The 23,819-nt window shown below is 61.6% G+C and carries 23 protein-coding genes; 7 read left to right on the top strand and 16 right to left on the bottom strand.

Annotated features, from left to right (window positions below; genetic code table 11):
* Positions 1-496 precede the first annotated feature (496 nt).
* Together GSQ88_RS21470 and GSQ88_RS21465 are read right to left on the bottom strand one after the other, a co-directional pair.
* The gene (locus GSQ88_RS21470) at positions 497-1,279 is read right to left on the bottom strand and encodes a hypothetical protein (protein WP_159009751.1); all 783 of its coding nucleotides are present in this window, start codon (positions 1,277-1,279) and stop codon (positions 497-499) included.
* A gap of 17 nt (positions 1,280-1,296) precedes the next feature.
* Positions 1,297-1,494 carry a hypothetical protein gene (locus GSQ88_RS21465; protein WP_159009750.1) on the bottom strand — a complete coding sequence of 66 codons (198 nt, stop codon included), beginning with the start codon at positions 1,492-1,494 and terminating at the stop codon, positions 1,297-1,299.
* Between the two features lie 239 nt (positions 1,495-1,733).
* On the opposite strand from GSQ88_RS21465, the gene GSQ88_RS21460 reads away from it, so the two are divergent.
* Positions 1,734-2,714 (top strand): DUF2336 domain-containing protein, encoded by a 981-nt coding sequence (locus GSQ88_RS21460; RefSeq protein WP_174248075.1) that lies wholly within the window; start codon positions 1,734-1,736, stop codon positions 2,712-2,714.
* An 18-nt stretch (positions 2,715-2,732) separates the two neighbouring features.
* Here GSQ88_RS21460 and GSQ88_RS21455 read toward each other — a convergent pair whose 3' ends face one another.
* The 6 genes from GSQ88_RS21455 to GSQ88_RS21430 form a co-directional block, all read right to left on the bottom strand.
* The gene (locus GSQ88_RS21455) at positions 2,733-3,077 is read right to left on the bottom strand and encodes a DUF1491 family protein (protein ID WP_159009749.1); all 345 of its coding nucleotides are present in this window, start codon (positions 3,075-3,077) and stop codon (positions 2,733-2,735) included.
* 78 nt (positions 3,078-3,155) lie between these two features.
* Positions 3,156-4,700: a SpoVR family protein gene (locus tag GSQ88_RS21450; protein ID WP_159009748.1), complete on the bottom strand. Its 1,545-nt coding sequence runs from the start codon at positions 4,698-4,700 to the stop codon at positions 3,156-3,158.
* Complete coding sequence (locus GSQ88_RS21445; protein ID WP_159009747.1) at positions 4,697-5,968, bottom strand: YeaH/YhbH family protein; 1,272 nt, start codon at positions 5,966-5,968, stop codon at positions 4,697-4,699. Before GSQ88_RS21445 ends, GSQ88_RS21450 begins: the two co-directional genes overlap by 4 nt.
* Positions 5,969-5,989: 21 nt before the next feature.
* Entirely contained in the window at positions 5,990-7,933 is a 1,944-nt protein-coding gene (locus tag GSQ88_RS21440; protein ID WP_159009746.1) for a PrkA family serine protein kinase, read from the bottom strand.
* A gap of 327 nt (positions 7,934-8,260) precedes the next feature.
* Positions 8,261-8,986: a peptidoglycan-binding domain-containing protein gene (locus tag GSQ88_RS21435; protein ID WP_159009745.1), complete on the bottom strand. Its 726-nt coding sequence runs from the start codon at positions 8,984-8,986 to the stop codon at positions 8,261-8,263.
* A complete protein-coding gene (locus GSQ88_RS21430) occupies positions 8,979-10,817 on the bottom strand; it encodes a PAS domain-containing sensor histidine kinase (protein WP_159009744.1) in 1,839 nt (612 codons plus the stop codon). The genes GSQ88_RS21435 and GSQ88_RS21430 overlap by 8 nt, the downstream gene beginning before the upstream one ends.
* A 431-nt stretch (positions 10,818-11,248) precedes the next feature.
* On the opposite strand from GSQ88_RS21430, the gene GSQ88_RS21425 reads away from it, so the two are divergent.
* Both GSQ88_RS21425 and GSQ88_RS21420 read left to right on the top strand, forming a co-directional pair.
* A complete protein-coding gene (locus tag GSQ88_RS21425) occupies positions 11,249-11,641 on the top strand; it encodes a DUF5330 domain-containing protein (RefSeq protein WP_159009743.1) in 393 nt (130 codons plus the stop codon).
* 86 nt (positions 11,642-11,727) lie between these two features.
* Positions 11,728-12,156, top strand: a complete 429-nt coding sequence (locus GSQ88_RS21420) for a SufE family protein (RefSeq protein WP_159009742.1) — start codon at positions 11,728-11,730, stop codon at positions 12,154-12,156.
* A gap of 43 nt (positions 12,157-12,199) precedes the next feature.
* Here GSQ88_RS21420 and GSQ88_RS21415 read toward each other — a convergent pair whose 3' ends face one another.
* Both GSQ88_RS21415 and GSQ88_RS21410 read right to left on the bottom strand, forming a co-directional pair.
* Positions 12,200-12,613 carry a Ros/MucR family transcriptional regulator gene (locus GSQ88_RS21415; protein ID WP_159009741.1) on the bottom strand — a complete coding sequence of 138 codons (414 nt, stop codon included), beginning with the start codon at positions 12,611-12,613 and terminating at the stop codon, positions 12,200-12,202.
* A 185-nt stretch (positions 12,614-12,798) separates the two neighbouring features.
* Complete coding sequence (locus tag GSQ88_RS21410; protein WP_159009740.1) at positions 12,799-13,680, bottom strand: DUF308 domain-containing protein; 882 nt, start codon at positions 13,678-13,680, stop codon at positions 12,799-12,801.
* A 328-nt stretch (positions 13,681-14,008) separates the two neighbouring features.
* Between GSQ88_RS21410 and GSQ88_RS21405 the strand changes: the two genes are divergently transcribed.
* Together GSQ88_RS21405 and GSQ88_RS21400 are read left to right on the top strand one after the other, a co-directional pair.
* Positions 14,009-15,658, top strand: a complete 1,650-nt coding sequence (locus GSQ88_RS21405) for a glycosyltransferase family 39 protein (RefSeq protein ID WP_159009739.1) — start codon at positions 14,009-14,011, stop codon at positions 15,656-15,658.
* Between the two features lie 168 nt (positions 15,659-15,826).
* Positions 15,827-16,606 (top strand): class II aldolase/adducin family protein, encoded by a 780-nt coding sequence (locus GSQ88_RS21400; protein ID WP_159009738.1) that lies wholly within the window; start codon positions 15,827-15,829, stop codon positions 16,604-16,606.
* A 107-nt stretch (positions 16,607-16,713) separates the two neighbouring features.
* Here GSQ88_RS21400 and GSQ88_RS21395 read toward each other — a convergent pair whose 3' ends face one another.
* Both GSQ88_RS21395 and GSQ88_RS21390 read right to left on the bottom strand, forming a co-directional pair.
* A complete protein-coding gene (locus tag GSQ88_RS21395) occupies positions 16,714-17,799 on the bottom strand; it encodes a tetratricopeptide repeat protein (RefSeq protein WP_159009737.1) in 1,086 nt (361 codons plus the stop codon).
* A 1-nt stretch (position 17,800) separates the two neighbouring features.
* A complete protein-coding gene (locus GSQ88_RS21390; protein WP_246784900.1) occupies positions 17,801-18,967 on the bottom strand; it encodes a tetratricopeptide repeat protein in 1,167 nt (388 codons plus the stop codon).
* A gap of 904 nt (positions 18,968-19,871) precedes the next feature.
* On the opposite strand from GSQ88_RS21390, the gene GSQ88_RS21385 reads away from it, so the two are divergent.
* Positions 19,872-20,069: a hypothetical protein gene (locus GSQ88_RS21385; RefSeq protein WP_159009736.1), complete on the top strand. Its 198-nt coding sequence runs from the start codon at positions 19,872-19,874 to the stop codon at positions 20,067-20,069.
* A gap of 11 nt (positions 20,070-20,080) precedes the next feature.
* On the opposite strand, the gene GSQ88_RS21380 is transcribed toward GSQ88_RS21385, so the two are convergent.
* Positions 20,081-20,278: a hypothetical protein gene (locus tag GSQ88_RS21380; protein ID WP_159009735.1), complete on the bottom strand. Its 198-nt coding sequence runs from the start codon at positions 20,276-20,278 to the stop codon at positions 20,081-20,083.
* A gap of 751 nt (positions 20,279-21,029) precedes the next feature.
* On the opposite strand from GSQ88_RS21380, the gene GSQ88_RS21375 reads away from it, so the two are divergent.
* Positions 21,030-21,365: a hypothetical protein gene (locus GSQ88_RS21375; protein ID WP_159009734.1), complete on the top strand. Its 336-nt coding sequence runs from the start codon at positions 21,030-21,032 to the stop codon at positions 21,363-21,365.
* 104 nt (positions 21,366-21,469) lie between these two features.
* On the opposite strand, the gene GSQ88_RS21370 is transcribed toward GSQ88_RS21375, so the two are convergent.
* From GSQ88_RS21370 to GSQ88_RS21360, 3 genes are all read right to left on the bottom strand, one after another.
* A complete protein-coding gene (locus GSQ88_RS21370) occupies positions 21,470-22,309 on the bottom strand; it encodes a hypothetical protein (protein WP_159009733.1) in 840 nt (279 codons plus the stop codon).
* Positions 22,310-22,334: 25 nt separating this feature from the next.
* Entirely contained in the window at positions 22,335-22,847 is a 513-nt protein-coding gene (locus GSQ88_RS21365) for a P-loop nucleotide/nucleoside kinase family protein (protein WP_159009732.1), read from the bottom strand.
* Between the two features lie 75 nt (positions 22,848-22,922).
* The gene (locus GSQ88_RS21360) at positions 22,923-23,771 is read right to left on the bottom strand and encodes a LysR substrate-binding domain-containing protein (protein WP_159009731.1); all 849 of its coding nucleotides are present in this window, start codon (positions 23,769-23,771) and stop codon (positions 22,923-22,925) included.
* Between the last annotated feature and the right edge of the window lie 48 nt (positions 23,772-23,819).

The following is a 23,819-nucleotide window of genomic DNA, read 5'->3' as shown; positions in this document are numbered from 1 at the left end:
GGTCTCGCCGGGGAGAGCACGATATAAGCTGTAAAACCATTGCGCAGGGAAGGCCGGACTGCTTCCGCTGAACCTGTATGCTCGTGTGCGTTTTTTTGTTTGCTACTTTTGCACGCGGGACCGCGGGTGCAGCGCGCACCCGGTCTTCCCTGCGCCCTCTCTTTTGAGGGCGAACGAATTTAGCAAAACTCGGGCGAATGCCGTCGCGAGAATGCCGAAGTGCGTCAGTCTCTCACCACGTCGTCCCGGCCTTGCGCCGGGACCCATACGCCGTGTGTTCTCGTTTCGGCAGTGAAGTGGACGCCTTCTCCTACAACCGAGGCCAGGGGTTATGGGTCCCGGCGCAAGGCCGGGACGACGAAAACTGAAAGGCTGCGGCCACTGGATTGCTTCCGCCTTCGCTCCTTGAGCTACTGCGGACAAGTCGCTAACGCTCGCAATGACGCGCTTGAATGATTGGCTGTTTGAAATTTGAATAAGGAGATCCGTGCGAGCGCTACCCGCGCGTACTCAGCGCAACGCCGGCCACCGGCCGCCCCGAGAGCGGTGCATTGGCGGTTTGCCTGGCCAATTCGTTGATCAACCGGTCGGCGTCCGCCGCCATGTTATCCGGCGCCTGGACCACCAGCCGCTCCAGCGCCCAATGGTAGGACGAGATGCGCCGCTCCAGGCCTTGCTGCACCCATTGCACGATCAGGGAATTCTCCTGCATGCGGGCGGTGGCGTCGGCGCGCTCGCGCGGCGACAATTCGGACACATGCGCCAGGCTGGCGTTGCGTTTGCGATCGAGATCGAGCACGCGGCCCGCGGTGGAGAAGAACGGCTCGAACCGTGTGATGTCGTCGCGCACGTCGTCGATCAGTTGCGAGTAACGCGATGCATCCGAACGGTGCGGCTCATCGATCAGCATGCGCCCATAGGCGGAGCGATCGAAGGCCGGCGCGCCCTGTCGCCATGGCGAGGCCAGCGGCTTGTAATCGCCGAACACGCTCTTCCATGCGGGGCGCGAACGCGGCGGTTCGACCAGGGGATAAGCGAGATCGCGAAGCTGGCGCTCCTCGTCGGTCAACTGGAATTGCGACGGATGCAGGCCGACGCTTCCCGTCACCTCGGCTCCCATCCAGCGATGCATGTCGTCGTTGCGAAAATCCTCGCGGGTGCGGCCGAAATCGCCGCCGCTGCAACCGCCGAGCACAAGGCTCACGAGAACGAGCGCCAGCCCCGATGATGAAATCGAAACCCGCCGTCCTGTCCGGATCGGAAAACACGTCTCCGGCATTGTTGGATGTCCTGATATCAGCGGCGACGGCGGCGACGACCGGGGGCTGTTCCCTCTTCCGGTCCGCGACCGCCGCTGGTCTCGTCGGATTGGCGTTCGATGCGGACGACAGGAAGGATCACGACGGTGCCCATATTTTCGCGCGGACCGCCATCGATGGTTGAGCCCGGGCGGCGCAACGCCGCATCCGCCGGAAATTCAATGATGGTGCCCATTATCAAGCTCTCTCTGGTCGCCGCGCTAGCGTGGTTTGGCCGGCGATTGGCGGTCATTAAGAACAGGACGTGGTTAATGGCTTCTTAATTTGCTGTGGCACGCCGGCATCACATGGCGGGGCGTTGCACGAAAACCCGCGGAAAACAGCTGCAATGTTTCACGGATTGTTTTCCTTAACGCACCATTAAAGCAACCGGCCTAGGCTAATGCGAGCATCACTCAGTCGCGTACACAAGACATGACCGCACCTCCGCTTTTCCCGGGCTTCGACGGGTTGATGACGCTGTCCCGCAGGGAAGGCGTCGACATTCGCCCGACCTTGCTGAGGGTGTTGACCGATCTCTACGTTCAGGCCCGCTCGCATAGCGAGGAGGAGGCGCGGCAGTTCGTCGAGCTGACCTCGCGCCTGATCGATCAGGTCGATGACGCGACGCGCGCGGCGGTTCGGGCGCGGCTGGCGATCTATCCGGCGACGCCGCGCGAAATCCTCAATAAGCTCGGATTGAAACCGTCCAATCCCGATCTGCGCGTACCGGTCGCCGCCGCGATTCCAGTGCCACCGCCGGCTCCCGCTCCGCCGATCAAGGCGCCGACCGACGCCGAATTGCGGATGGCATCGAACCTGTCGATGCAACCGCAAGACGCCGCCGAGATCAGCGAGATGTTCTTCCGTGCCAGCGCCAGCGAACGCGCGCTGATCCTGCACAACCTTCCGGAGACGCCGCTGCGGGCTTCGGCGCGGATTCCCGGCGCACGCGCCAAGCGCGCGATCGAGACACTGGAGATGGCGGCATTCGCGGCCGACACCGAAAATTTCGAGCTCGAGCTCGGCGAAGCCTTGATATTGCCGTCGCGGGTTGCAGCGCAGGTGGTCGGCGATCCCGGCGGCGAAGCGCTGGCGTGCGCCATGCGCGCGCTCGATATGCCGAGCGCGGTATTCCAGCGCGTCCTGATGTTCCTCAATCCCGAATTCGGATCATCCGTGAACCACGTCTACCGGCTGTCGCGGCTGTACGACAGGCTGAGCGAACGATCCGCACTTATCATGCTGGCGGCATGGCGCGGCTCGACGATGGCGGTGACGAGGGCGAAGTATCGGCCCGCGCTTTACGATGACGAGCGCCACCGCGCCCGCTCGGCGGCCGCGCAAACCCGGCCCGCCGTGCAACCCGGCTCAGGCCTCATGCCACGAACCGGCTCGAAGAATTCGGGCGGCTAAAACTCGCCGATCACGACGTCACGCTTTGGCCAGATCGAGAAAATGCCGCCCGGCGCGGTCCTCGGTCTCGACGATCCAGGCGTCCGGGTCGAAACGCAGTTCCTTGACCAGCCGCTCCTCGACCGACGACTCGAGCTGCGGTTGCGGCGATGCCGGCACGAAGATGCGCTCGACCGGCCGGCTCTCATCGTAGACCGTCTGCGGCGCCGGGCTGTACAGCATGGCGTTGCCGTCGAGGGTTGCGACCTTGACGAACACCGCGCCGGCTTCCTCCGCGCCGCGCTTGCGCACGGCGCCGAATATCCCCTCGGTCTGGCAGCGGCGCAGATACGCGGCCACCCATATGGCAGATTTCAATCGCATGGCGCGGACGATAGGCCAGCGCCAAACTCGACGCCAGCGCGGAATGCCGAAAGCCTGCGTCGAATTGCCGGCGGCCGGTTACGCCGCCGCCGCCATGCCGCGGGGATTCAGGATGTATTCCTTGAGGACATTGTCGCTGGCGTCGACCTCGACCAGCGAGACGTCATAGCTCCAGAGATCGGCAAGATGCTGCAGCACACGCCTCGCATCGGCCTCGTTCAGCCGTTGCCCCTTCACCACCGTGTGACGCAACATCAGGCGGCGATCGCCGGCCAGATCGACATCGACGACCTCGATGTTGGGATCGATGAAGCCGACGTCATATTGCTTGGACAGCTCGCGGCGAATGCGACGGAAGCCGCGTTCGTCGTGGATGGCGTCGACCTTGATGCCTTCGGTGATCTCGGGGTTGTCATGCAGATGGAACATCCGCATGTGCCGCATCAGCCGCGGGCTGAGGAACTGGCTGATGAAGCTCTCGTCGCGGTAGTTGGCCCAGATATCCCGCAGCACGGCCATCGCGTCGCCTTTACCCGCAATCTCCGGAAACCACTCGCGGTCCTCGGCGTCCGGATCGGTGACGATGCGCTCGATGTCCTGCATCATCGCGAACCCAAGCGCATAGGGATTGAAACCCGAAAAGCGCCGATCGTCGAAGTCGGGCTGGAACACCACATTGGTGTGCGACGACAGGAATTCCAGAAAATTGCCGTCGGTGATCCGGCCCTGTTCGTGCAGGCGGTTCATGATGCGGTAATGCACGTAGGTCGCGGTGCCCTCGTTCATCACCTTGGTCTGGCTCTGCGGATAGAAATACTGCGCGATGTGGCGCACGATCCGCAGCAATTCGCGCTGCCAGGGTTTCAGGCGAGGTGCTGCCTTCTCCAGGAAGTACAGCAGGTTCTCCTGCGGCAGACCGAGCAATTTGCGCCGCATCTCCGTGTTCAGCGAGGCCTGGCTCTTGACCGGCCCGGTCGGAACCGTTCGCCACAGATCATTGAACGCGCTCTCTTCGTGCTGACGGCGCTCACCGGCACGCTTCTCCTCGACGCGCAGATCGAGCTTCTTCTTGCCGGGATAGCGATCGATGCCATGCGACATCAAGGCATGGGCCGCATCGAGCGTCTGCTCGACCGCGAGCCTGCCATGCCGTTCCTCGCATTGCGCGACATAGCCCTTGGCGAAATCCAGGTAGTCCAGAATGCCTTCGGCATCCGTCCACTGCTTGAACAGATAGTTGTTCTTGAAAAAATGATTGTGACCGAACGCGGCATGCGCGATCACCAGCGTCTGCATCGTCGCGGTATTTTCCTCCATCAGATAGGAAATACACGGCGAAGAGTTGATCACGATCTCATAGGCGAGCCCCATGAAGCCCTTGCGGTAGGATGCCTCCTGGTGGGCGAAATGCTTGCCGAACGACCAGTGCTTGTAGAACAAGGGCATGCCGACCGAGGAATAGGCGTCCAGCATCTGCTCGGCGGTGATGACCTCGATCTGGTTGGGATAGACATCGAGCCCCAGTTCGGATCGCGCAATCTCCTCGCAGGCGTCGTGGACACGCTGCAATGTCCGGAAGTCCCAATCCGCTCCCTCGAACAGCCGCTCGGTTGTTTCGCTCATGGCGCGGCCCTCTCCTGCTTTCCGCGGCGGTGAAACAGCTCATGAAACACCGGGAAGATTTCGCTGCGGTCGCTGACCTTGCGCATCGACAAGGGCGCGCCCTCGGCGCGCAAGCGCTGATACAGCGACCACAGCGACGAATCGGACAGATCGAAGGTGTGGCCACCGCTTTCGCCGACCTCGAGATAGGCAAAAAATTGACTGACCGGCAGGATCATCTCGGTCAGCAGCCGGGCCGCCACCTCGCCATCGGAACTGGAATTATCGCCGTCGGACGCCTGGGCCGCGTAGATGTTCCAGTCAGCCGGACGAAACCGCGACCTGACGATGTCGTGCATCGCCTGCAGCGCGCTCGATACCAGCGTGCCACCCGATGCCGGCCCGTGGAAGAAGGTATCTTCGTCCACCTCTTCGGCGCGGTCGGTATGACGAATGAAGACGATCTCGACGTGGCGGTAGCGCCGCTTCAGGAACACGTAGAGCAGCATATAGAATCTTTTGGCCAGATCCTTCATGTGCTCGGTCATCGAGCCCGACACATCCATCAGGCAGAACATCACGGCCTGCGCGACCGGTTTCGGCGTGGTCTCGAAGCGGCGGTAGCGGATATCGATCGGATCGATGAACGGGATCCGGCGAATCTTTGCCTTCAGCGCGTCGATCTCCGCCATCAACTCGGCGCGGCGGCCTTCATCGGCGTGGGCTGCTTCCTCCTCGAGCTCGGCAATCTGTTCCGGCCGCGGCCGGCGCAGCGCAACCCGCCGTGCCATTGCAAGGCGCACCGTGCGGCCAACCGAAATATTGGCTGGCGAGCCGGAGGTCGCGTAGCCGGCGCGACGAATCCCCTCGCCTTCCGCCTGGGCCAGCTTTCGCTTGGCAAGATCAGGCAACTCCAGATCATCGAGGAACAAATCGACGAACTCGTCGCGGCTCAACACGAACCGGAACGCATCCTCGCTGTCGCCCTCACCGGGATCGGAGGCTTTTCCGCGGCCTTCCCCCGACCGCGGCAGCATGTCGCCTTCGACGAACTTCTTGTTGCCCGGAAGCACCATGTCGCGGGTGCCGCCCTCGCGGCGAAAGCGCGGCTCATTCATGCCGTCGAGCGGAATGCTGATCTCGCCTCCTTCCAGGACATCCTTGATGTCGCGGTCCTGGGAGGACTTTTTGACGGCGCCCTGCACAAGTGCCTTGGCTCTGCGCAAGAAACGCTGGCGGTTCTCGAGACTCTTGCTGCCTGGATTCAGGCGCCGATCGACGATGTGCATGGCTGTTTTGTGTTTCCCGCCTCAACCGGCTTGTTTCACCCGCATGTACCATTCGACGAGTCGGCGAACCTGACGCTCGGTGTAGCCGCGCTCCACCATGCGCTCGACGAACTCGCCGTGCTTCTTCTCGGTCTCGCCGTCCTTTTTCGAGCCGAACGAGATGACCGGGAGCAGGTCTTCCACTTGAGAGAATATACGCTTTTCGATCACCTCGCGGATTTTTTCGTAGCTCGTCCACCCCGGATTCTTGCCGCCATTCTGCGCGCGCGAGCGCAAGGAGAATTTGACGACCTCGTTACGGAAATCCTTCGGGTTGGCGATTCCGGCCGGCTTCTCGATCTTGGTCAGTTCCTGGTTGAGAAGTTCGCGGTCGAGCAATTGCCCGGTGTCGGGATCCTTGAAATCCTGATCTTCGATCCAGGCGTCGGCATAATCGACGTAGCGATCGAACAGGTTCTGGCCGTAATCCGAATAGGATTCGAGATAGGCCTTCTGAATCTCGTGGCCAATGAATTCCGCATAGCGCGGCGCAAGCTCGGCCTTGATGAATTCGAGATAGCGTTTCTCGACTTCCTCCGGCAGCTGCTCCCGGCGGATCGACTGTTCGAGCGCGTACATCAGATGCACGGCATCCGCGCCGAGTTCCGATGTATCGTGGTTATAGGTCGCGGCCAGCACCTTGAAAGCAAAGCGGGTCGAAACGCCGTCCATGCCTTCATCGACGCCGGCGGCGTCCTTGTATTCCTGAACGCTGCGGGCCTTGGGATCGGATTCCTTCAGGCTTTCGCCGTCGTAGACTCGCATCTTGGCAAACACCGTCGAGTTCTCATGCTTGCGCAAGCGCGACATCACCGAGAAGCGCGCCAGCGTCTCCAGCGTGGCGGGCGCGCACGGCGCCGACGAAAGCTCCGATCCCGAAATCAGCTTCTCGTAGATCTTCTGCTCCTCGGTGACCCGCAGGCAGTAAGGCACCTTGATGACGCAGATGCGGTCGATGAAGGCCTCGTTGTTCTTGTTGGTCTTGAAGCTCTGCCACTCGGATTCGTTGGAGTGGGCGAGAATGACGCCGGTAAACGGGATGGCGCCGATGTTTTCCGTGCCGATATAGTTGCCTTCCTGCGTTGCCGTCAGCAGCGGATGCAGCATCTTGATCGGCGCCTTGAACATCTCGACGAATTCGAGCACGCCCTGGTTGGCGCGATTGAGGCCGCCCGAATAGCTATAGGCATCGGGATCGTTCTGCGCGAAGGTTTCCAGCTTGCGGATGTCGACCTTGCCGACCAGCGAGGAGATATCCTGATTGTTCTCGTCACCGGGTTCGGTTTTCGCAATCGCAATCTGTCGCAGGCGCGACGGCTGGATCTTGGCAACACGGAATTGCGAGATGTCGCCGCCGAACGCTTCGAGCCGCTTGTAGCACCACGGGCTCATCAGGCCGTTGAGGCGGCGGCGCGGGATGCCGTACTTCTCCTCGATCATCGGCCCCAGCGATTCCGGATCGAACAGGCTCAAGGGACTCTCGAACACCGGGCTGAGCTCGTCGCCGGCCTTCAACACATAGATTGGATGAACTTCCATCAGGGCCTTGAGCCGCTCTGCCAGCGAGGATTTGCCACCGCCGACCGGTCCGAGCAGATAGAGGATCTGCTTGCGCTCTTCGAGGCCCTGCGCCGCATGCCTGAAGAAGCCGACGATGCGTTCGATAGTTTCCTCCATGCCGTGGAAGCCGGCGAAGGCCGGATAGGAGCGCATGGTGCGGTTTAAAAAAATACGGCCAAGGCGTGGGTCCTTGGCCGTGTCAATCATCGTAGGTTCGCCGATCGCAGCCAACAACCGTTCGGCTGCATTGGCATATCTGAGCGGATCGCCTCGACACGATTCCAGATATTCAGCCATCGACATGTCGGTCTGACTTCGAGCCTCGAACGACCGAGCAAACGCGTTGAACAGAGAATCGTTGTACATGATCCCTCTCCACATATGGTTCGCTGCACTACTGGACGCTTCGCAAAGTCCTTCGCCAATCTTGGCGCGCTAGCTGCGATTCACGAATCAGCATCAGCACATACGTGATTGGACACCCGCGAGACTCTTTGGTGCAATGCACAACATAGGCAGCAGCGTGAGTCATAAACAGGCAATTGGTGAATTTTTGGGCGAATACTACCTCCGCCAGCGAAATCGTGATTGATTTCTGAAAGATGTGCCTGGGCCGCCACAGCCGTAAAATTGCGGAACCCGCCGCAAAATGCCGCGGATTACCACGTGACGCGCGCGTCGGACGGGAGCGCTTTAGTCGATCGAATGGCCGATCATCGCGGCGAGTTCGTGCACCATGCGATCCGACATCTGTCCGGTCGCAGGAATTTTACGATCGCGCTCGAACCTCGCGATCGCCGCCTGGGTGTCCGAACCGATGGTGCCGGTCGGTTTCAACTGGCCGTAGCCGTTTTCGGTGAGCGCGCGCTGCACCGCCGCCACGCGGCGCGAACCGCCCGGCGCAAGATTGTCGTTGTGCGATGGAAAAGGGATCGAAGCCGGCGGCCGCGGGATCGATGAAGTCGCGACAGGCGCGGCACTCGTGGCCTTGACCAGATTGGTCAAGGGATCGGCGGCCTTGGTATCCGAGGCTTTCGGCTCAACGGCCTTCGTATCCGAGGCCTTGATATCCGCAGCCTTGGATTCGACGGCGCGCGGCTCTGCTGGAGCCGCCTCCGCCTTTGTCGCCTCCGCCGGACGCGGGCGCGGCAATGGGCTGACAGACGATGGTGCAGGCGCCGGCAGTGTCACAACCGAACCGAACATCGGCGACGGATGGGGCCCCGACTGCAGGAACAGCGCGTTGGCGACGACGGCACCGATCGCGGCAACCGCCAGTGCGCCCGCAACCAGGTCTTTCGGACTGTGAAGCAGAATTCGCAGCACCAGCCCGCGCTCGGTGTCGGCTTCAACCACCATCGCTTTCGCGCCACGGCGGCGGCGCGGTGTGTCGTCATCATCGGCAATACGCTTAGGCACTTTTCTTCACCTGGGAGGGTTGATCCGGCTGTCCCGATCGCAAGCCCGGCGTGAGCGTCGCGATATTGCTCGACGGTTGCGCCGGCGGCGTGAACGCCAGTGGCAGCGCGACCGCGACAGTCGTTCCTTCACCGAGCTTGCTCTGCACGGACATCTCACCGGCATGCAGTCCGACCAGGCTTTTCACGATCGACAGCCCCAGACCGGTGCCTTCGTGGCGACGCTGATAGGTCTTGCCGGCCTGGAAGAACGGACTTCCGACCCGCGCGAGATCGTCGGTGGCGATGCCGACGCCGGTATCGCTGACGCGGAGCACCAGCCGCGATCCCTCGACGGCGGCGGAAACAGTCACTGTACCGCCGCGCTCGGTGAACTTGATGGCGTTGGACACCAGGTTCAGGAGGATCTGCTTGAACGCGCGTGGATCGCCGGTCATGTCGGGCAAATCCTGCGGCGCGCGGGTCACCAGTTCGATGCCATTTTCCCGCGCCTTCAGCGCCAGCAAATTGCAGCAATTGAGCAGCGCCGCGCGCGGCGTAAACGGCTCCGGCGAAATCTCGAAACTGCCGGATTCCATCTTGGACATGTCGAGGATGCCGTTGACCACCGACAGCAGATGCTGGCCCGAATCATTGATCAGCTGGGCATATTCCTTGCGGCGCGCCGCATCGAGCATCAGAGCGTCTTCCTGAACGATCATTTCGGAGAAGCCGATGATGGCATTGAGTGGCGTACGCAGTTCGTGGCTCATGGTGGCGAGGAACCGGCTCTTGGACGCATCGGCCTGCTCGGCCGCGGTGCGTGCCAGATCGAGCGCCTGTTCCTGCACCTTGCGATCGGTGACGTCGCGCATCACGGCCACAACCTCGGCTTCCGACGAAGCGGTGGTTACCGACCCCTGCCCGAGCGGACGGCAGCGCATTTCGACCCAGATGAAATCAACCGAGTTATTCGCCAGCCGCTCGCCGCCACGCGGCGTATCGCGCCTGACGCGAAATTCAACGCTGCGCTCCTCGTCGCCGCGCGCCGCGTCCGACAATGCGGTGAGATAGGCCGGCCGATCGGCGACGTGGACGCGGTCGAACAGGCCGTGCCCGACAAGCCGCGCCACCGGGGCCCCTAACATCGTCTCCGCCGCGGGCGAAATGAACTGTACCGCGCCATTGCGGCTGTGGCGCGAAATCACGTCGCTCATGTTTCGCGCCAGCAGCCGGTAGCGATCCTCTTCGACCGACAGCAGCGACACGCTGGTGCGCGCCAGCGATTCCGCGCTGAATGCCAGGCCCGCGGCATAAAGCGTTCCCGATGCGACGCCGAACGCCATGCATATGCCGCGCAACAGCGTGCTCGAATCCGGCGTCGGCAACATGTCGAACTGGCCGAGCAGGATCAACAGGCCGGCGCATGCCAGCGCCAGCACCGACGCGAACGTCACCACGCGGCGCGATGCCGACAATGCCGCCTCGAGCGGAATAACCACAAGCCAGATCGCAGCAAAGGATTCGATGCCGCCGGTGTTTGCGGCGACCGTCATCACGAGACCCGCCAGCGCCAGCGACGACAGCGCATAGGCGCCTTCGTAACGGCCGGTGCGCGACAGAAACCATGACAGCAGGATGGGAGCGATCAGCCACGCGAACGCCGCGACCTCGATGGCAGTGGGCGCCCCGCGGGTCGCAAGAAAGACCGGGAATGCCGCGAGCGCCGCCAGGCTTCCGAGCAGCCGCGGCGCGATGAAGGCGCGATGGCGCGCGCGCGTCAGCACGTCATAACGCGCCGACGGGTGCAGCAGCGCATCGAGACAATCGCGGATGATATTCAAAACTGTCACGGCTCTCGCGCTTCGGTTGCTCGTCGAACAGACGTTCCGGAACGCCCCCTTTATCGTTGCCCCACCGTGTCAGAGCGACATTAAGCGAACACTAAGGCGCTGCGGCCGGACGGCTGCGAAACGCCAAAGACCGCGGCTTTCCCGGGGTTTTTGCGTTTTCCCCGATGGCTCATTCGATCCGGATGGTGAACGACCGGTTTCCGCGCCGGCGGGCTTATGGTTTCGAAATGGTGGATGCGCCTTGCGCCTCGTTGCGGCCGGTGAAGGCCCGCATCAATCGAAAATTTACGCCGAATCAAATCAGTCGGATTTTTCGCGGTTTTTCGTCGAATTAATCTCAATGCAAACACTTGCGATTTATCGAGCGCTGTTAGTCAAGGAATCGATTGCGCGAGATCAAGCGCATCGAAAGAGTCGGCTAGGGTCGCGAGATGTTTTTTCTGCTCCGCATGGCGTTCTGGCTCGGGCTTGTGCTCGTGCTGCTGCCAAGAGAGAAGACCACTGAATCGGAAAAGCTGCCGCAGATCGGCGCGTCGGAAGCCGTGTCGGCCGCGACCGCCGCGGTGTCGGACATGAGTCAGTTCTGCAAGCGCCAGCCGGCCGCGTGCGAAGTCGGCGGTCAGGCCGCAACCGTGATCGGACAGCGCGCCACCGACGGCGCACGCAAGCTGTACCACGTCATCACCGACAAGAAGGCGCCGGATCACACCGGCTCGATCGGCACGATGGAGACTACCGATCCCGCGCTCGCAGATCAGGCCCCGCGCGACACCTTGACGCCGGACGATCTGACCGCGGAGTGGCAGACGCCGCCGACGCCGTGAGCGGAAACTGCTTTTTCGCGAAGCTAAATATCGCTTTCGATCGCCTGTGATCCTATATAGAGCGCTGACATTGAGCGCGGGACACGATGACGATCGACGAAATCAGAGATAATTTTGCGCTGCTGGACGACTGGGACGACCGCTATCGGTACGTCATCGAGCTCGGCCGCACGCTTCATCCGATGCCGGACGCCGAGCATTCCGCCGCCAACAAGGTGCAGGGCTGCGCCAGCCAGGTCTGGCTCTCCAAGCAGATCGATCGCGGCGGCGCCGGCAAGGCTGTGCTGAAATATCTCGGCGATAGCGACGCCCATATCGTGCGCGGGTTGATCGCGATCCTGTTGACGCTCTATTCCGGCCATACGCCGGAACAGATTCTGGCCACCGACGCGATCGCGGTGTTCAACGAATTCGGATTTCGCGAGCACCTGACGCCGCAGCGCTCCAATGGCCTGCGCGCCATGGTCGAGCGCATTCGCGCCGACGCGCGCGAGGCGCTTGCCGGCGCTTCCTGAGGCGGATCGTGGCGAAGCCACGCCTGTCCCAAGGAGCTTCGCGTTACTTCCGCCGCCGGCGCTGCTGGCCCAATCCCATTTTCTTCGCCAGTTGCGAGCGGGCCACCGCGTAGCTCGGCGCGACCATGGGGTAGTCGGCCGGCAGACCCCATTTGTCCCGGTATTGCTCCGGCGTCATGTTGTAGCGGGTGCGCAGATGGCGCTTCAGCGATTTGAACCGCTTGCCGTCCTCGAGGCACACCAGATAGTCCGGCGTCATCGACTTTTTCACGGACACCGCGGGCTTGGCCGGCTCCATCGGCGTTTCGACGCGGCCCGCCGAGACCCGCTGCAAGGCCGCGTGGATCTGGCTGATCAACGCCGGGATTTCGGAAGCCGGTGTCGGATTGTTGCTGAGATAGGCTGAGACGATAGTAGCGGTCAGGTCGATGAAGCTTTTGCCGGTGGCGTCGTTCATGGCCTGCACCTTTCGACGGTCTCATGCATGTGAATAGACCCGAATATCGAGCAGTATCCCGCTTGTCCAATACGCTCGCGGAATCGTCGACTACTTGCCGAATATGAGCGAATTGTTGCCAAGCTGACAAGAACAACGATGTTTTATTTTTGCCGGGCGGCTCCGTCCGAAGTATAGCCGCCGGCTCAGCCGCGCTGATCGAGATAGGCGCGCAGCTCGTCGATCGAGCCGAACCGCATCATGCCCTCGGGCATTTGCGCCTCGATCGAGCCGTCGGAATACAACGAATAAGCCATGCCATCGACGACCCCCGATTTGAGCATCGTTACCGCCGGTGGGTCCTCGTCTCGCACCGCCGGCGGCGGACGATCAGCGGGACGATCGGTGGGACGATCAGCGGCGGCGCCGGCACTTGCTTCCGCAACCGCTGGCGGCGTGCGGCCGCTGCGCCGAAGGGGCGCCTCGGGTGGCCGCGCGCGTTCCAGCGGCGGCCAGGCCTCTTCGAATGTCGCCGACGGCTCAGCGGCCTTGGCAGGCGCTGGCGCCTCGGCGCGCTCGCGTTCCTTTCGCGACGTCGAGGAAAACAGCAGATTGCGCTTCTGCTTGGCGGCGGGCGCGGCTTCCGCGATCGAGACCGGCAGTGCCGGTGGCGGATCGCCTCGGACGCGGTCCCGCGCCGCGGTCTGCTCGTGCCAGGGCGGTGGCGTGGCCGGCGCGGACGGGTGCTCCGCCGGTTCCACCTCAGCCGGGTGGGCCGCACCCGGCTGGTTGAACAGCAAGCCGTCATTTTCGGCCGCCTCGTCGTGCGGCGCGGGGCCTGCCTCAAGTTGCGGTAACACCATCCGCGGCGTCACCGCGGCGCCAAAAGCAAGCTCCTGTGCGATCGCCCTGAGCTCGCGAATCACCAGCCAGAGGCCAAGCATGATCGCGCCGGTGCAAGCCGTGATGACGCCGGCCAGAATCTCGGTGTTGCCGAAGCTGAATTCCTTGACCGGAATGCCGAAGGCTACTCCCAGCAATCCGGCCAGCAAAAAGCCGATCCCGGCGATCAAAAGCGCAATTAACATCGAACTCACCCCTACTGCGCCAGAATGCCGCGCAGCCGCCGACGACACGATACTGTCATATTGTTTGCACCGCCAACCGGCAATGAAGAGCGAAGTTCCTCCCCAAAACCAGCCTTTCACACCCAAGAAATACCATTCAGACCCTAATTTTCGTCCAACATACGGATCTCGACCAAGCGCTAAGGCCTTGAAATGCTGCGATGCATCAGGGCATTTACGCCACAATTCTCAATTACCCAGAAAGGGAACTGCGCTATATGGATGCCGGGGAATTGAGGCCCAAAAGCGCCAACGCTGGGCCACTGGGGACACCGGGTTACCGATAGCCATGTCATCAATCACGACGTCAACCATCGATACGCCCCAGCGGCGCTCGGTGGAACGAACCTGCGACGACCTTGCCATCGTGGTGCTTGCCGCGGTCGGCTTGATCGCGAGCTTGACGTTTCGCGACTACGGATTGGGCTGGGACGATTATACCCACGCCGAATACGCCGACCTGCTGCTGCGCATGTACGGCTCCGGCTTCAGGGATACCGGCGCGCTGTCGTTCGCCAACCTCTATATGTATGGCGGTGGCTTCGACATGGCGGCCGCCCTGCTGCATCGGGTGATCCCGCTCGAACTGTTCGAGACCCGCCGCCTGCTCGGCGCGGTGGTCGGCCTGATCGGACTTGCGGTGACGTGGCGGCTTGGCCGGCGTGTCGGCGGTCCGCTGGCGGGCCTCGCCGCGCTGCTGCTGCTGGCGCTTTGCCCAACCTATTACGGGCACATGTTCATGAACCCGAAGGATTCGCCGTTCGCCGTTGCGATGGTGATCCTGATGCTGGGCCTCGTGCGTCTCGCCGATGAATATCCCGCGCCCTCGCCCGCCACGATCCTGATTGTCGGCATCGGCGCCGGGCTGTCGCTCGGCTCGCGCGTGCTCGGCGGCCTCGGGCTTGTGTATGCGCTGATCGGTTTCGTGCCGCTGTTCGCCGCTGAGGTGCGCTCGCAGGGCGTGCGGGCCTCGATCCGGCGCTTCGGGCATGTGCTGTATTTGCTGCTGCCGAGCCTGCTGTTCGGCTACCTCATCATGGGCCTGATCTGGCCGTGGTCGGTGATGGAGCTGGCCAATCCTTTCCGGGCCATGACCTACTTCTCCAGCTTCTTCGAGAAGCCGTGGAAGGAAATGTTCGACGGCGCGCTGGTGTCGGTGCCCGACATGCCATGGTCGTATCTGCCGACCTTGTTCGCGCTGCAAATGCCCGAAGTGCTGCTTGCGCTGTTCATCGCCGGCGGCATCGGCGCCCTGATATCGCTGTCGCGCAGCGATGTGACGCCGCGGCGCAAGACCATCCTGCTGATGCTGACGACGGCGGCAACGCTGCCGGTGTTGATCGCGATCCTCAAGCGTCCCGCGCTGTACAACGGCATTCGCCATTTCATCTTCATGATTCCGCCGATGGCGGTGCTCGGCGGCGTCGCGTTCGCCTGGGGCATGAACTGGCTCGGCGAACATCGGCGCCACTGGCAGCCCGCGGCCGTAACCATCTTCGCGTTCGGCCTGATGCTGCCGCTCACCGAAATGATCCGGCTGCACCCCTATCAATACACCCACTTCAACCATATCGCGGGAACCGTTCGCGCCGCCGACGATCTCTACATGCTGGACTATTGGGGCCTGGCGCTGAAACAGGCCTCCGATGGCCTGCGCGATGAACTCAACGAGCGGCAGGAATCGCCGCCGCAGGGACGTAAATGGAAGGTCGCGGTGTGCGGGCCGCAACGTCCCGCCCAGGTCGCGCTCGGACCCGACTTCACGATCGGCTGGGACAGCCATGCCGCCGACTTCGCGATGACGATCGGCGAATTCTACTGCAAGGGCTTGCCGGCGCCCGTGATGGTGGAGATCAAGCGCGACGACGTGGTGTTCGCGCGCGTTTACGATATTCGCGGCAAGAGCATTTCCAGCCTGCTCGCGATTCCGGCGCCCTAGAGCCTTTTCCGTTCCGATGGAATCGGAACGGGGCTCTAGCGCCAACAGCCTGCTGACCATCCTTGATCCCGCAAAACATGACTGCCACGCGGCGGCCGAGACTTGCTGCGAAGCGGTCGCAGGACTAGGCTCGCAAGAGAACATCAACAGCCCATACGGAGCAGCGCTATGTCGCCAGCGGAAGCACGCCTGAAAGAAGTGCCATCGGAAATGACCCCGGCCGAATGGTCGCAGCGGGTCAACCTCGCCGCCTGCTACCGGCTGATCGCGCATTACGGCTGGGACGATCTGGTCGACACCCACATCTCCGCGCGGGTGCCGGGACCGGACCATCACTTCCTGATCAACCCCTACGGCCTGATGTTCGACGAGATCACCGCCTCCAGCCTGGTCAAGGTCGACCTCGACGGCAACCAGCTCACCGAGAGCCAGTACAGCATCAACCCCGCCGGCTTCACCATCCATTCGGCGATCCACGAAGTGCGCGAAGACGCCGGCTGCGTGCTGCATCTGCATACGCCCGACGGCACCGCGGTCGCGAGCTGCCAGGAGGGCTTGCTGCCGATGAATCAGACCGCGCAGCTCGTCACCTACGATCTGGCCTATCACGACTATGAAGGCATCGCGCTCGATCACGACGAACGCCCGCGGCTGCAAAAGGATCTCGGCACCCGGAACCACATGCTGTTGCGCAACCACGGCACACTGACCGTCGGTCGCTCGGTCGCATCCGCCTTCGAACGCATGTTCCATCTGGAGCGCGCCTGTACCATGCAGGTACGCACCCGCATGCTGGGGCCGACCGCCTATCCGGTCGAGCAGGCCGTGATCGACAAGAACACCGCCGTGCTGGCCAACCCCGACCGCCAGGAACTGCGCTCGACCACGCTGGTCTGGCCGGCTTTGCTGCGCAAGGTCGAACGCCTCGACCCCAACTACAAGAATTGAAACTTTCGTCATTCCGGTGTAGGTTGGCCTTCAACGACCTCTGCACTTCGAATCCAAACGCCGCCCAATTTCGGGCGGCGTTTTTGTTTGGGGGCCTCACAACCATCTCAGGTCTTTAACGTTAGCCCTCGGCCACACGCATCATTCAAAAAACACGAGATGATATCATCGTCGAGCAGAGACGATGCTTTACCGTCCAGGGCGACGTCCCGGAAACCATGACCGCGCAGGTAGAGCTGCATCTGCAAGATCGCGCGTTGACCACCAAGCGCAACGATCGAAGATAAATCGGCTTTGGCATCATCAGGCCGCCCCAGGCGGGACAGCACCATCGCCCGTTGGATCAGCATGTCGACGAATTGCCGGGAGCCGACGGGACTGGCCGTTACTTTCGTGCCAACCGGCCCGAGCATTGCGTTCAAATCCGAAAGGGCATCGTCGTATTCGCCGTCTCTGGCCCGCGCCGCTGCTCGAATCTGTCTGGCTTGGGTCCCATCTCGCGCCAAGATCGCCGCGTCGGCATCCCGCCCTGCCTCGGACGTTTGCCCGCGCGCCAGCCGCAACTCCGCCCGAGATAGCAGCGCCGTCGGGTTGTCGGGTTCGGCGGCTATTGCCCGTGTGAGATCTTGCTCTGCCTCGTCTAACCTACCGAGGCGAACCAGGATCGTTGAGCGAATCCAGAGCGCGTCAACGTCGTCTGGCTCGATCGAAACGGCCTTCGTGGCGTCTCGCAGCGCAAGATCATCTTGGCCGGCCAGTATGAATGCTCGCGTTGCAAGCGCATCCGGGTTGGACGGGTTGAGTGCTATGATCGATTCGACATCTCTCAGGGCGTCCGCTAGCTGGCCAGGTAACTTCAATCGCGCCCGCAAAAGAACAGCCGAGCTCGCCTCGGGCGCTTCCGCCACGGCCGCATCAAGCTCCTGGACGGCCTGCTTGGTGCGAAGCAGGCCAATGAGCCCGCGGGCGCGCTCCACACGAGCTTCAACCTTCTGTTTGACCGGAAGAGTGGAATCGACTTCAGGCGGATCGCACTCGCCTTGCGCGTAGCCTTTCGCGCAAGGCGTGCCACCGAAGCTCCGGATGGGTCCGGCGGTGCCAATCCTGTCAAAGGCTGCGGCGGGCCCAAGCAACCAACCCGCAAGCATCGCCGCGGCAAATCTCAGACAGACACGCGAGTTGACTGCGATCATCTCAGTTGCACCGTTTGTCGAGCATGCACGCGCGAAGCGCGTCCGTCAGTTCGGGGGTTAACGAATCAGGAGCGGCTGATCGCCAGTAGCCGAAGCTACGCAACGATCCTACGGTTTGGTCGCGTATGCGGGAATCGACGGTAACCGCCCGCGCAATGTCATCGACCGCCGCATCCGTTTCATCGAAGTCGCGATGCAATCTCGCGCTCATCAGCAATGCATAACCAAAGGACGGATCGAGGGATCCAGCCTGGTCAAACGCCAGCAGAGCGCCCCTCCGCTCATTCTTCCCAAGAAGGACCGATCCCTTTGCGTAATAAGCTTGTGCTGAGTGAGAGCCGAGCCGAATAGCTTCGTCCAAATTGCCCAATGCGTCATCTCCGCGGCCGGGCTGACCAGCCAGAAACGCACCCAAGACCAAGAGCGACAGATCGCATCGGCTGTAGTCGACCGCTGCTCTTACATCGGCTTCAGCAAGATCGCTCCTGCCCATGTCTTCATGAACTAGTGATCTGTTTTTCAAGGCGACGATATGGAAATCCAGCCTGTCACCGTACTCATCCAAATAGCCTTGCAGATTGATGTCTGCTGCCGGCATTGAAACAAGCGCATCGGCGTCTTTGAGCGCGTCTACGAAATCGCGGCGCCCAGCGTACTTCTTGCTTCTGAATAGAAGCGCGTAGGCATCTTTGGGGTCGACCTCCAAAGCCATCGTGTAGAAACGTTCGGCCTGCTCCCGCTGACCGAAATCGTCAAATAGGGAGCCCATGGACCGTAGCGCATGTCCGTTCTTGGGATTGAGGTCGAGGGCTTTCTGAAGAAATGAAACTCCCTCCTCCGTGTCGCCGGCGCGAAGGAAAATATTGGCACGCGAGACGAACAGCTCTTCATTCTCAGGCGTCAGCTTGATCGCGGCATCATAGTCTTCGCGGGCAAGGTCAAGCCGTTTTGTGTTGTGATATCCTTTTCCTCGAATAAAGAGCGCAAATCCGCGATCTTTCGCGCTAGCCGCCTCGTTGCCAATGATCGCCGAACAGGGTTCGATGACGGATTGAGGATCGCGGTGGACCTGATCAAGTGCGCACTGAGCGACGCCAGTTGCGCGTGCATTGGCGGAGGGGAGCGCTACGAGCATCAGGATCATCGCATGGCAAAGTCGACCGTTCATTGCTGCGTCTCACGGGTACGGTTGCGTTGTCACGTTCAAACTACCCAAAATCGATATTTTTAAAGCTAATCTGGTCGTTAAAATTTTAAGCGGCGTCCTTGCGGAACATACGCCTCCGCATTCTCGCGACCCGGAGTATGGCCCGTCATTGCGAGCGTTAGCGAAGCAATCCAGGACGCGAAGGAAGCTGGATTGCTTCGTCGCAAAAGCTCCTCGCAATGACGTTGCTTCACCCACCGCCGTCATACCCGCGAAGGCGGGTATCCAGTACGCCGCGAGTTTCCAGTTCCATCACGGGCGTCGCGGAATACTGGATGCCCGCCTTCGCGGGCATGACAATTGGATACACCTCCGCATTCTCGCGACAGCATTCGCCCGAGGTTTGCAAATCGTTTCGCCCCAAAAAGAAGAGGGCGCAGGGAAGACCGGGTGCGCGCTGCACCCGCGGTCTCATGTGCAAAGGTAGACAAAAAAACGCACATGAGCATACAGGTTCAGCGGAAGCAGTCCGGCCTTCCCTGCGCAATGGTTTTACAGCTTATTTCGTGCTCTCCCCGGTGAGACCAGGGCTTGCTTGTCACCGTCGCCCGCGTGATGCGAACATCCTCGCGAACTTGACACCTACCATCGGGGCGTCAGGACCACACGACTTTGCCGTCCGCTCAAACGCTGTTCGTCAATAGCGTCCTTGCGTCCACCGCATCCCGCACCAACGTCCGTGACGATCGCGAAACGCCCCTCTTCGAGGGCACGGGATAGCGATAGAAGTGAAGGTGATTTGCCTTCGAGATCAAGCTTGACCGCTGCGACACATTGGCACGACGGGCAAATCAGCAAAATGCTGTCAAGTTTTATTTGCAGGCTCGATGGATTCTTCCTGCCGTCGGCCATTGATGAGTAGCCCTTGCTGCAACCGAAACGTCATCCTGAGGAGCGCGTCTTCGCGCGTCTCGAAGAATGGTGTTCGGCGCTGTGCGCGCGGCCATCCTTCGAGGCGCGCAAGAAAGCGCGCGCACCTCAGGATGACGGTGGCATTCGTCGTATTGTCATGGCCGCTTCGTTACACGAAACCAAGCGCGCTGGGCCATGGTCGGCGTTCTAGCAATCGTCCCTTCACTCGCGCCTGGTGAACAATTCGCTCAGCGATGCCACGGTTGGAGGATGTGCCTCCGACCAGTCCTTGCTTTCCGCAAGATCAGTGTAATGTTCAGCCATCCGCACCAATCGATCGCGGATGTTCTGGTCGTTCTCGGACTCGGCTTGCCGCTTGAGCTCATTGGCCTGTTGGATCAAATCAGGGCGTCCTGTCATGTTCCTGTCCTCCATCGATGATTGAGCGCCGACAGGATAATGGGCAGCTCCGTCGTTCGGTTCCCGAACGACGCGTGCCAAATGTATGGAATATGCCTGACGTGATGCATACAACCCGGGCCACGGCCGGGAACAAACCACCATTGGCAAAGCGAGGCGGGTTGTTCTATGCCTTCTTCAGTAAGTCACTTCAGTCATTTTGCCGACCGCGAGGAAGAGCCGCGATGCGAGACGTTCACAGAATAGCGCTGGTCTTGCTGGTGCTCTGCGCTACGGCGGCGGCGAGCATGACGCGGGCTTCGGCTCAACAAGCGACATTCACGGACGCGGAACGAGCTGGACTTGGAGTGTGCCTGGCAAAATGCGCCGACGGCGACAAGGCCTGCAACAATCGATGTATCTCACAATCCCAGACCAAGGGACGCGCGTGGACCGATGATGTGCGCGTTTGCATCAGGGATTGCCGGAGCAAGGTTTCGGGGGGGCCCAGAGCGTCGGCCGACGACATCCTTAGCTGTCTCGCGGGCTGCCACCTCGATCGAATGATCCAATATTGATCGGATGATCCAATAGCGGCGACATCGTTGCCCGCTGTTACACCGGCGCCATTTTCGAGGTTGATTCATTCAACGAAATATTTCGGAAACACATTTCGCGTGCGCTTAACGTGCACGGAAACCCGTTCCTTGAACGGAACCCACCGCCTTGGATTCTGTTGGCTTTAGCCATCACAAAATCCAAGGAGGAAACGATGTACAAGCTCGCAGTTGCAATATTGCTGTTATCTGCACCGGCTTTTGCCCAAGACAATAAAGTCGAGATGCCGCCCACCAATATGAAAAACACAGTCATTCCGAAGTCAGGCGGCGAGCAGACACCGGCGACAACGCCGACGAAGGCCGGGGAAACCACCCCTCCCGATGCCACGGCAACACGGCCGACAAAGGACGGTCCGCAGCAAGCATCCACCCCCAACGCTGCCCCGCCGGCCACAGCCACTCAGACAACCGGCGAGGGCAACCAGAGTCCGGCCGTTAAAGCAATGAACGAGGACGGAAAGAAGAAGCTGGAAACCGAGGGCAAATAGCCCCTTTTTAGCAGAGCGGCCCGGCGGGGCCGCAAGTACCCGCCGGGCCTGACCACGACGACGCCGGAAGATGCGGATCCGGCTTTCCGGGGTGACGAACCGCCTTATCTGAAATTCGAGTTCTGCATTTGCGTGAAACCAATGCTGCCCTCGATGCTGATGTTCGGCGTCAATTGCAGGCCAGCGCCCACGCTGGCGGTCACCGCGGTCAGATCATTATTGCCCGTGAAATTCATACCGGGGAATGACGGGTTGGTTTTGAAGTTGGTGACGCCGAAACTCGCGGTCGTATAAAGACCGTCGAACATCCCGGCCCTGGGGTCGGACTTGTAGCTGCCGAACATCGACGTTCGCCACGCGGGGTCGCCCAAACCCGTGAACCAATCCTGCTGGGCAACCGCCAGACCGCCGAAATAGTTGCTGGAACTTGGCGCGTTGGATTCGACGAACAGGCCCACCGTTCCGGAGCCAAACTTGGTGGCGTAGGCCTGCTGGCTCACGCCGGTCGCCATCGGACCGAGACCGAAGCGCGAAGCCATAAAGGGATTGGCGAACGCCCATTGCGGGTCCAGCGCGTTGAAACCACTGGCCGCGGAAGCATTGGCCTGGGACCCAGTGGCTGGAGGACCGTTGACCTGCTGCATCGCCTGCGCATTCGCAGGCGTGATCGACCCGCTTGTCGCCAACACGAACATCACACAGGCGCCACTGATCGCGATCGACCGCGAGCTGGATCTCCACTGCATTACCGCTCCCATTTCGAAGCTTTCAAAAATTGAACCCGGCAAAGCGCAAGTCGGGCAACGCGCCTGCGCGGTGATTTTACCAAAGGGCGTCGCCCGGGTACAGCTTGATCCTGCCGGCTGTCCCGATCCAGGGGCGCTTCCCATAAATCTTCGTCCAGAGCCGCTTGGTTCCGATACCGATCGCTTTTGTGCAACCACGGCAGATGACCAGGGCACGGAGCGGCTACAGCTTACCGAGAGGGAGGTTGATCGCCTCTTCTACGCATTCCTCCAGACTGCGACGTGCGGTGTCGACCGTGAAGTGATCGCGATTCCATGGCGCGTAGGCTCGGCCGGCGACCGCGTTCCAGTCAGGCAGAGACAGCCCGGCGATGTCGCTCGATCTGGTCTCAATTCTGCGCCGATGCTCTTGCGCGTCACTGCAAACGATCTCGAGCCAAACCATTTCGGCATGCGCCGTTCGCGCCGCAATCTCCCAACCTTCCCGAGCCTCTTCACAATCGTTCACGCAGTCCGCGATCACGTCCAGGCCGAGTATCAGATTGTCCGCAGCGACAGCCTGGGCCGCTCGATAGGTCCAATCGAGGAGATTCTTTGGCGCGGTACCCGATGCCCAGATGGCCTGATCCATCGAGTCGACCCGCAGCCACATGGCGCCGGTGCGTCGAGCCAAATTGCGAGCGATGCTCGACTTGCCGACCCCCGGCAGACCAGCCAGCGCGATGAGTCTCGCCATTGCACATCCGAAATTATTCTGAACCGGGAGGTTAATTCAATCCGAGCGCGATGTCTGCAACGGGTCGTCCGCGGCCTACGCCCTGATACCGCTGGCCAGGATGGCGTCGGCGAGTTCGGCGGCGGGTCCACGCATCGCCCGGCCGGGGCCGAGCAGCACGAACTCGACAATTCCGAGATCCGGCAGATCGTGACCATCGGCGAGTTCGCTCAGCCCGGCCGGGATCAGGCCTTGCGAAACAACCGTGACGCCGAGCCCGGCCAGCGCCGCCGCGCGCAAGCCGCTCAAGCTGGCGCTGGTGCATGCGATGCGCCAGGGGCGGCCGCTGCGCTCCAGAGCGGCAAGCGCGATCTCGCGGGTGATGCTTGGCGGCGAATAAAGGATCAGCGGAACCGGCTGAGAGGAATCGAGCTGGCGCAGCGCGCCGGTCACCCAGGCCAATCGATCGCGCCAGACCAGGCGTCCGCGCTCCTCGCCCGGACGACGCTTGCCGCAGACGAGGTCAAGCTCTCCGCGCGCGAGCCTCTCGTTGAGTTCGGCGCTCATGCCGACGGTGAGCTCGAACTCGACCAACGGATGGGTGCGGACGAACTCCAGCAGCACTTCCGGCAGGCGCGACGCCACAAAATCCTCGGACGCGCCGAACCGCAGCCGGCCACGCATTTGCGAGCCCGCGAAGTAGCGCTTCGCCCGTTCGTTCACCGTCAGGATGCTGCGGGCGAATTCGATCATGGCTTCGCCGTCCGCGGTGGTTTGCACCGAGTGGGTGTCGCGGACGAACAGCCTGCGCCCGGTCTCCTGCTCCAGCTTGCGAACATGCTGGCTGACGGTCGATTGGCGCAGGCCGAGGCGCTCGGCAGCCTGGGTGAAGCTTCTGGTCTGGGCTATCGCCAGAAATGATTGAAGCAACGTGGGATCGAGCATGGGCCTGTTATCACAATATACGATTACAATAATATCAGTTTACGTACT

This window comes from Bradyrhizobium sp. S69 (genome assembly GCF_009766005.1).
In the GTDB taxonomy this organism is placed as follows: domain Bacteria; phylum Pseudomonadota; class Alphaproteobacteria; order Rhizobiales; family Xanthobacteraceae; genus Bradyrhizobium.
This window is presented reverse-complemented; position numbering and strand designations above follow the sequence as displayed.

Coding starts and splice junctions, on each gene's coding strand:
- GSQ88_RS21405 (WP_159009739.1), top strand. CDS start 14,009: ATGTCATCAATCACGACGTCAACCATCGATACGCCCCAGCGGCGCTCG.
- GSQ88_RS21465 (WP_159009750.1), bottom strand. CDS start 1,494: ATGGGCACCATCATTGAATTTCCGGCGGATGCGGCGTTGCGCCGCCCG.
- GSQ88_RS21375 (WP_159009734.1), top strand. CDS start 21,030: ATGTACAAGCTCGCAGTTGCAATATTGCTGTTATCTGCACCGGCTTTT.
- GSQ88_RS21420 (WP_159009742.1), top strand. CDS start 11,728: ATGACGATCGACGAAATCAGAGATAATTTTGCGCTGCTGGACGACTGG.
- GSQ88_RS21410 (WP_159009740.1), bottom strand. CDS start 13,680: ATGTTAATTGCGCTTTTGATCGCCGGGATCGGCTTTTTGCTGGCCGGA.
- GSQ88_RS21440 (WP_159009746.1), bottom strand. CDS start 7,933: ATGTACAACGATTCTCTGTTCAACGCGTTTGCTCGGTCGTTCGAGGCT.
- GSQ88_RS21380 (WP_159009735.1), bottom strand. CDS start 20,278: ATGACAGGACGCCCTGATTTGATCCAACAGGCCAATGAGCTCAAGCGG.
- GSQ88_RS21425 (WP_159009743.1), top strand. CDS start 11,249: ATGTTTTTTCTGCTCCGCATGGCGTTCTGGCTCGGGCTTGTGCTCGTG.
- GSQ88_RS21360 (WP_159009731.1), bottom strand. CDS start 23,771: ATGCTCGATCCCACGTTGCTTCAATCATTTCTGGCGATAGCCCAGACC.
- GSQ88_RS21450 (WP_159009748.1), bottom strand. CDS start 4,700: ATGAGCGAAACAACCGAGCGGCTGTTCGAGGGAGCGGATTGGGACTTC.
- GSQ88_RS21445 (WP_159009747.1), bottom strand. CDS start 5,968: ATGCACATCGTCGATCGGCGCCTGAATCCAGGCAGCAAGAGTCTCGAG.
- GSQ88_RS21400 (WP_159009738.1), top strand. CDS start 15,827: ATGTCGCCAGCGGAAGCACGCCTGAAAGAAGTGCCATCGGAAATGACC.
- GSQ88_RS21460 (WP_174248075.1), top strand. CDS start 1,734: ATGACCGCACCTCCGCTTTTCCCGGGCTTCGACGGGTTGATGACGCTG.
- GSQ88_RS21365 (WP_159009732.1), bottom strand. CDS start 22,847: ATGGCGAGACTCATCGCGCTGGCTGGTCTGCCGGGGGTCGGCAAGTCG.
- GSQ88_RS21415 (WP_159009741.1), bottom strand. CDS start 12,613: ATGAACGACGCCACCGGCAAAAGCTTCATCGACCTGACCGCTACTATC.
- GSQ88_RS21455 (WP_159009749.1), bottom strand. CDS start 3,077: ATGCGATTGAAATCTGCCATATGGGTGGCCGCGTATCTGCGCCGCTGC.
- GSQ88_RS21470 (WP_159009751.1), bottom strand. CDS start 1,279: ATGCCGGAGACGTGTTTTCCGATCCGGACAGGACGGCGGGTTTCGATT.
- GSQ88_RS21390 (WP_246784900.1), bottom strand. CDS start 18,967: ATGAACGGTCGACTTTGCCATGCGATGATCCTGATGCTCGTAGCGCTC.
- GSQ88_RS21395 (WP_159009737.1), bottom strand. CDS start 17,799: ATGATCGCAGTCAACTCGCGTGTCTGTCTGAGATTTGCCGCGGCGATG.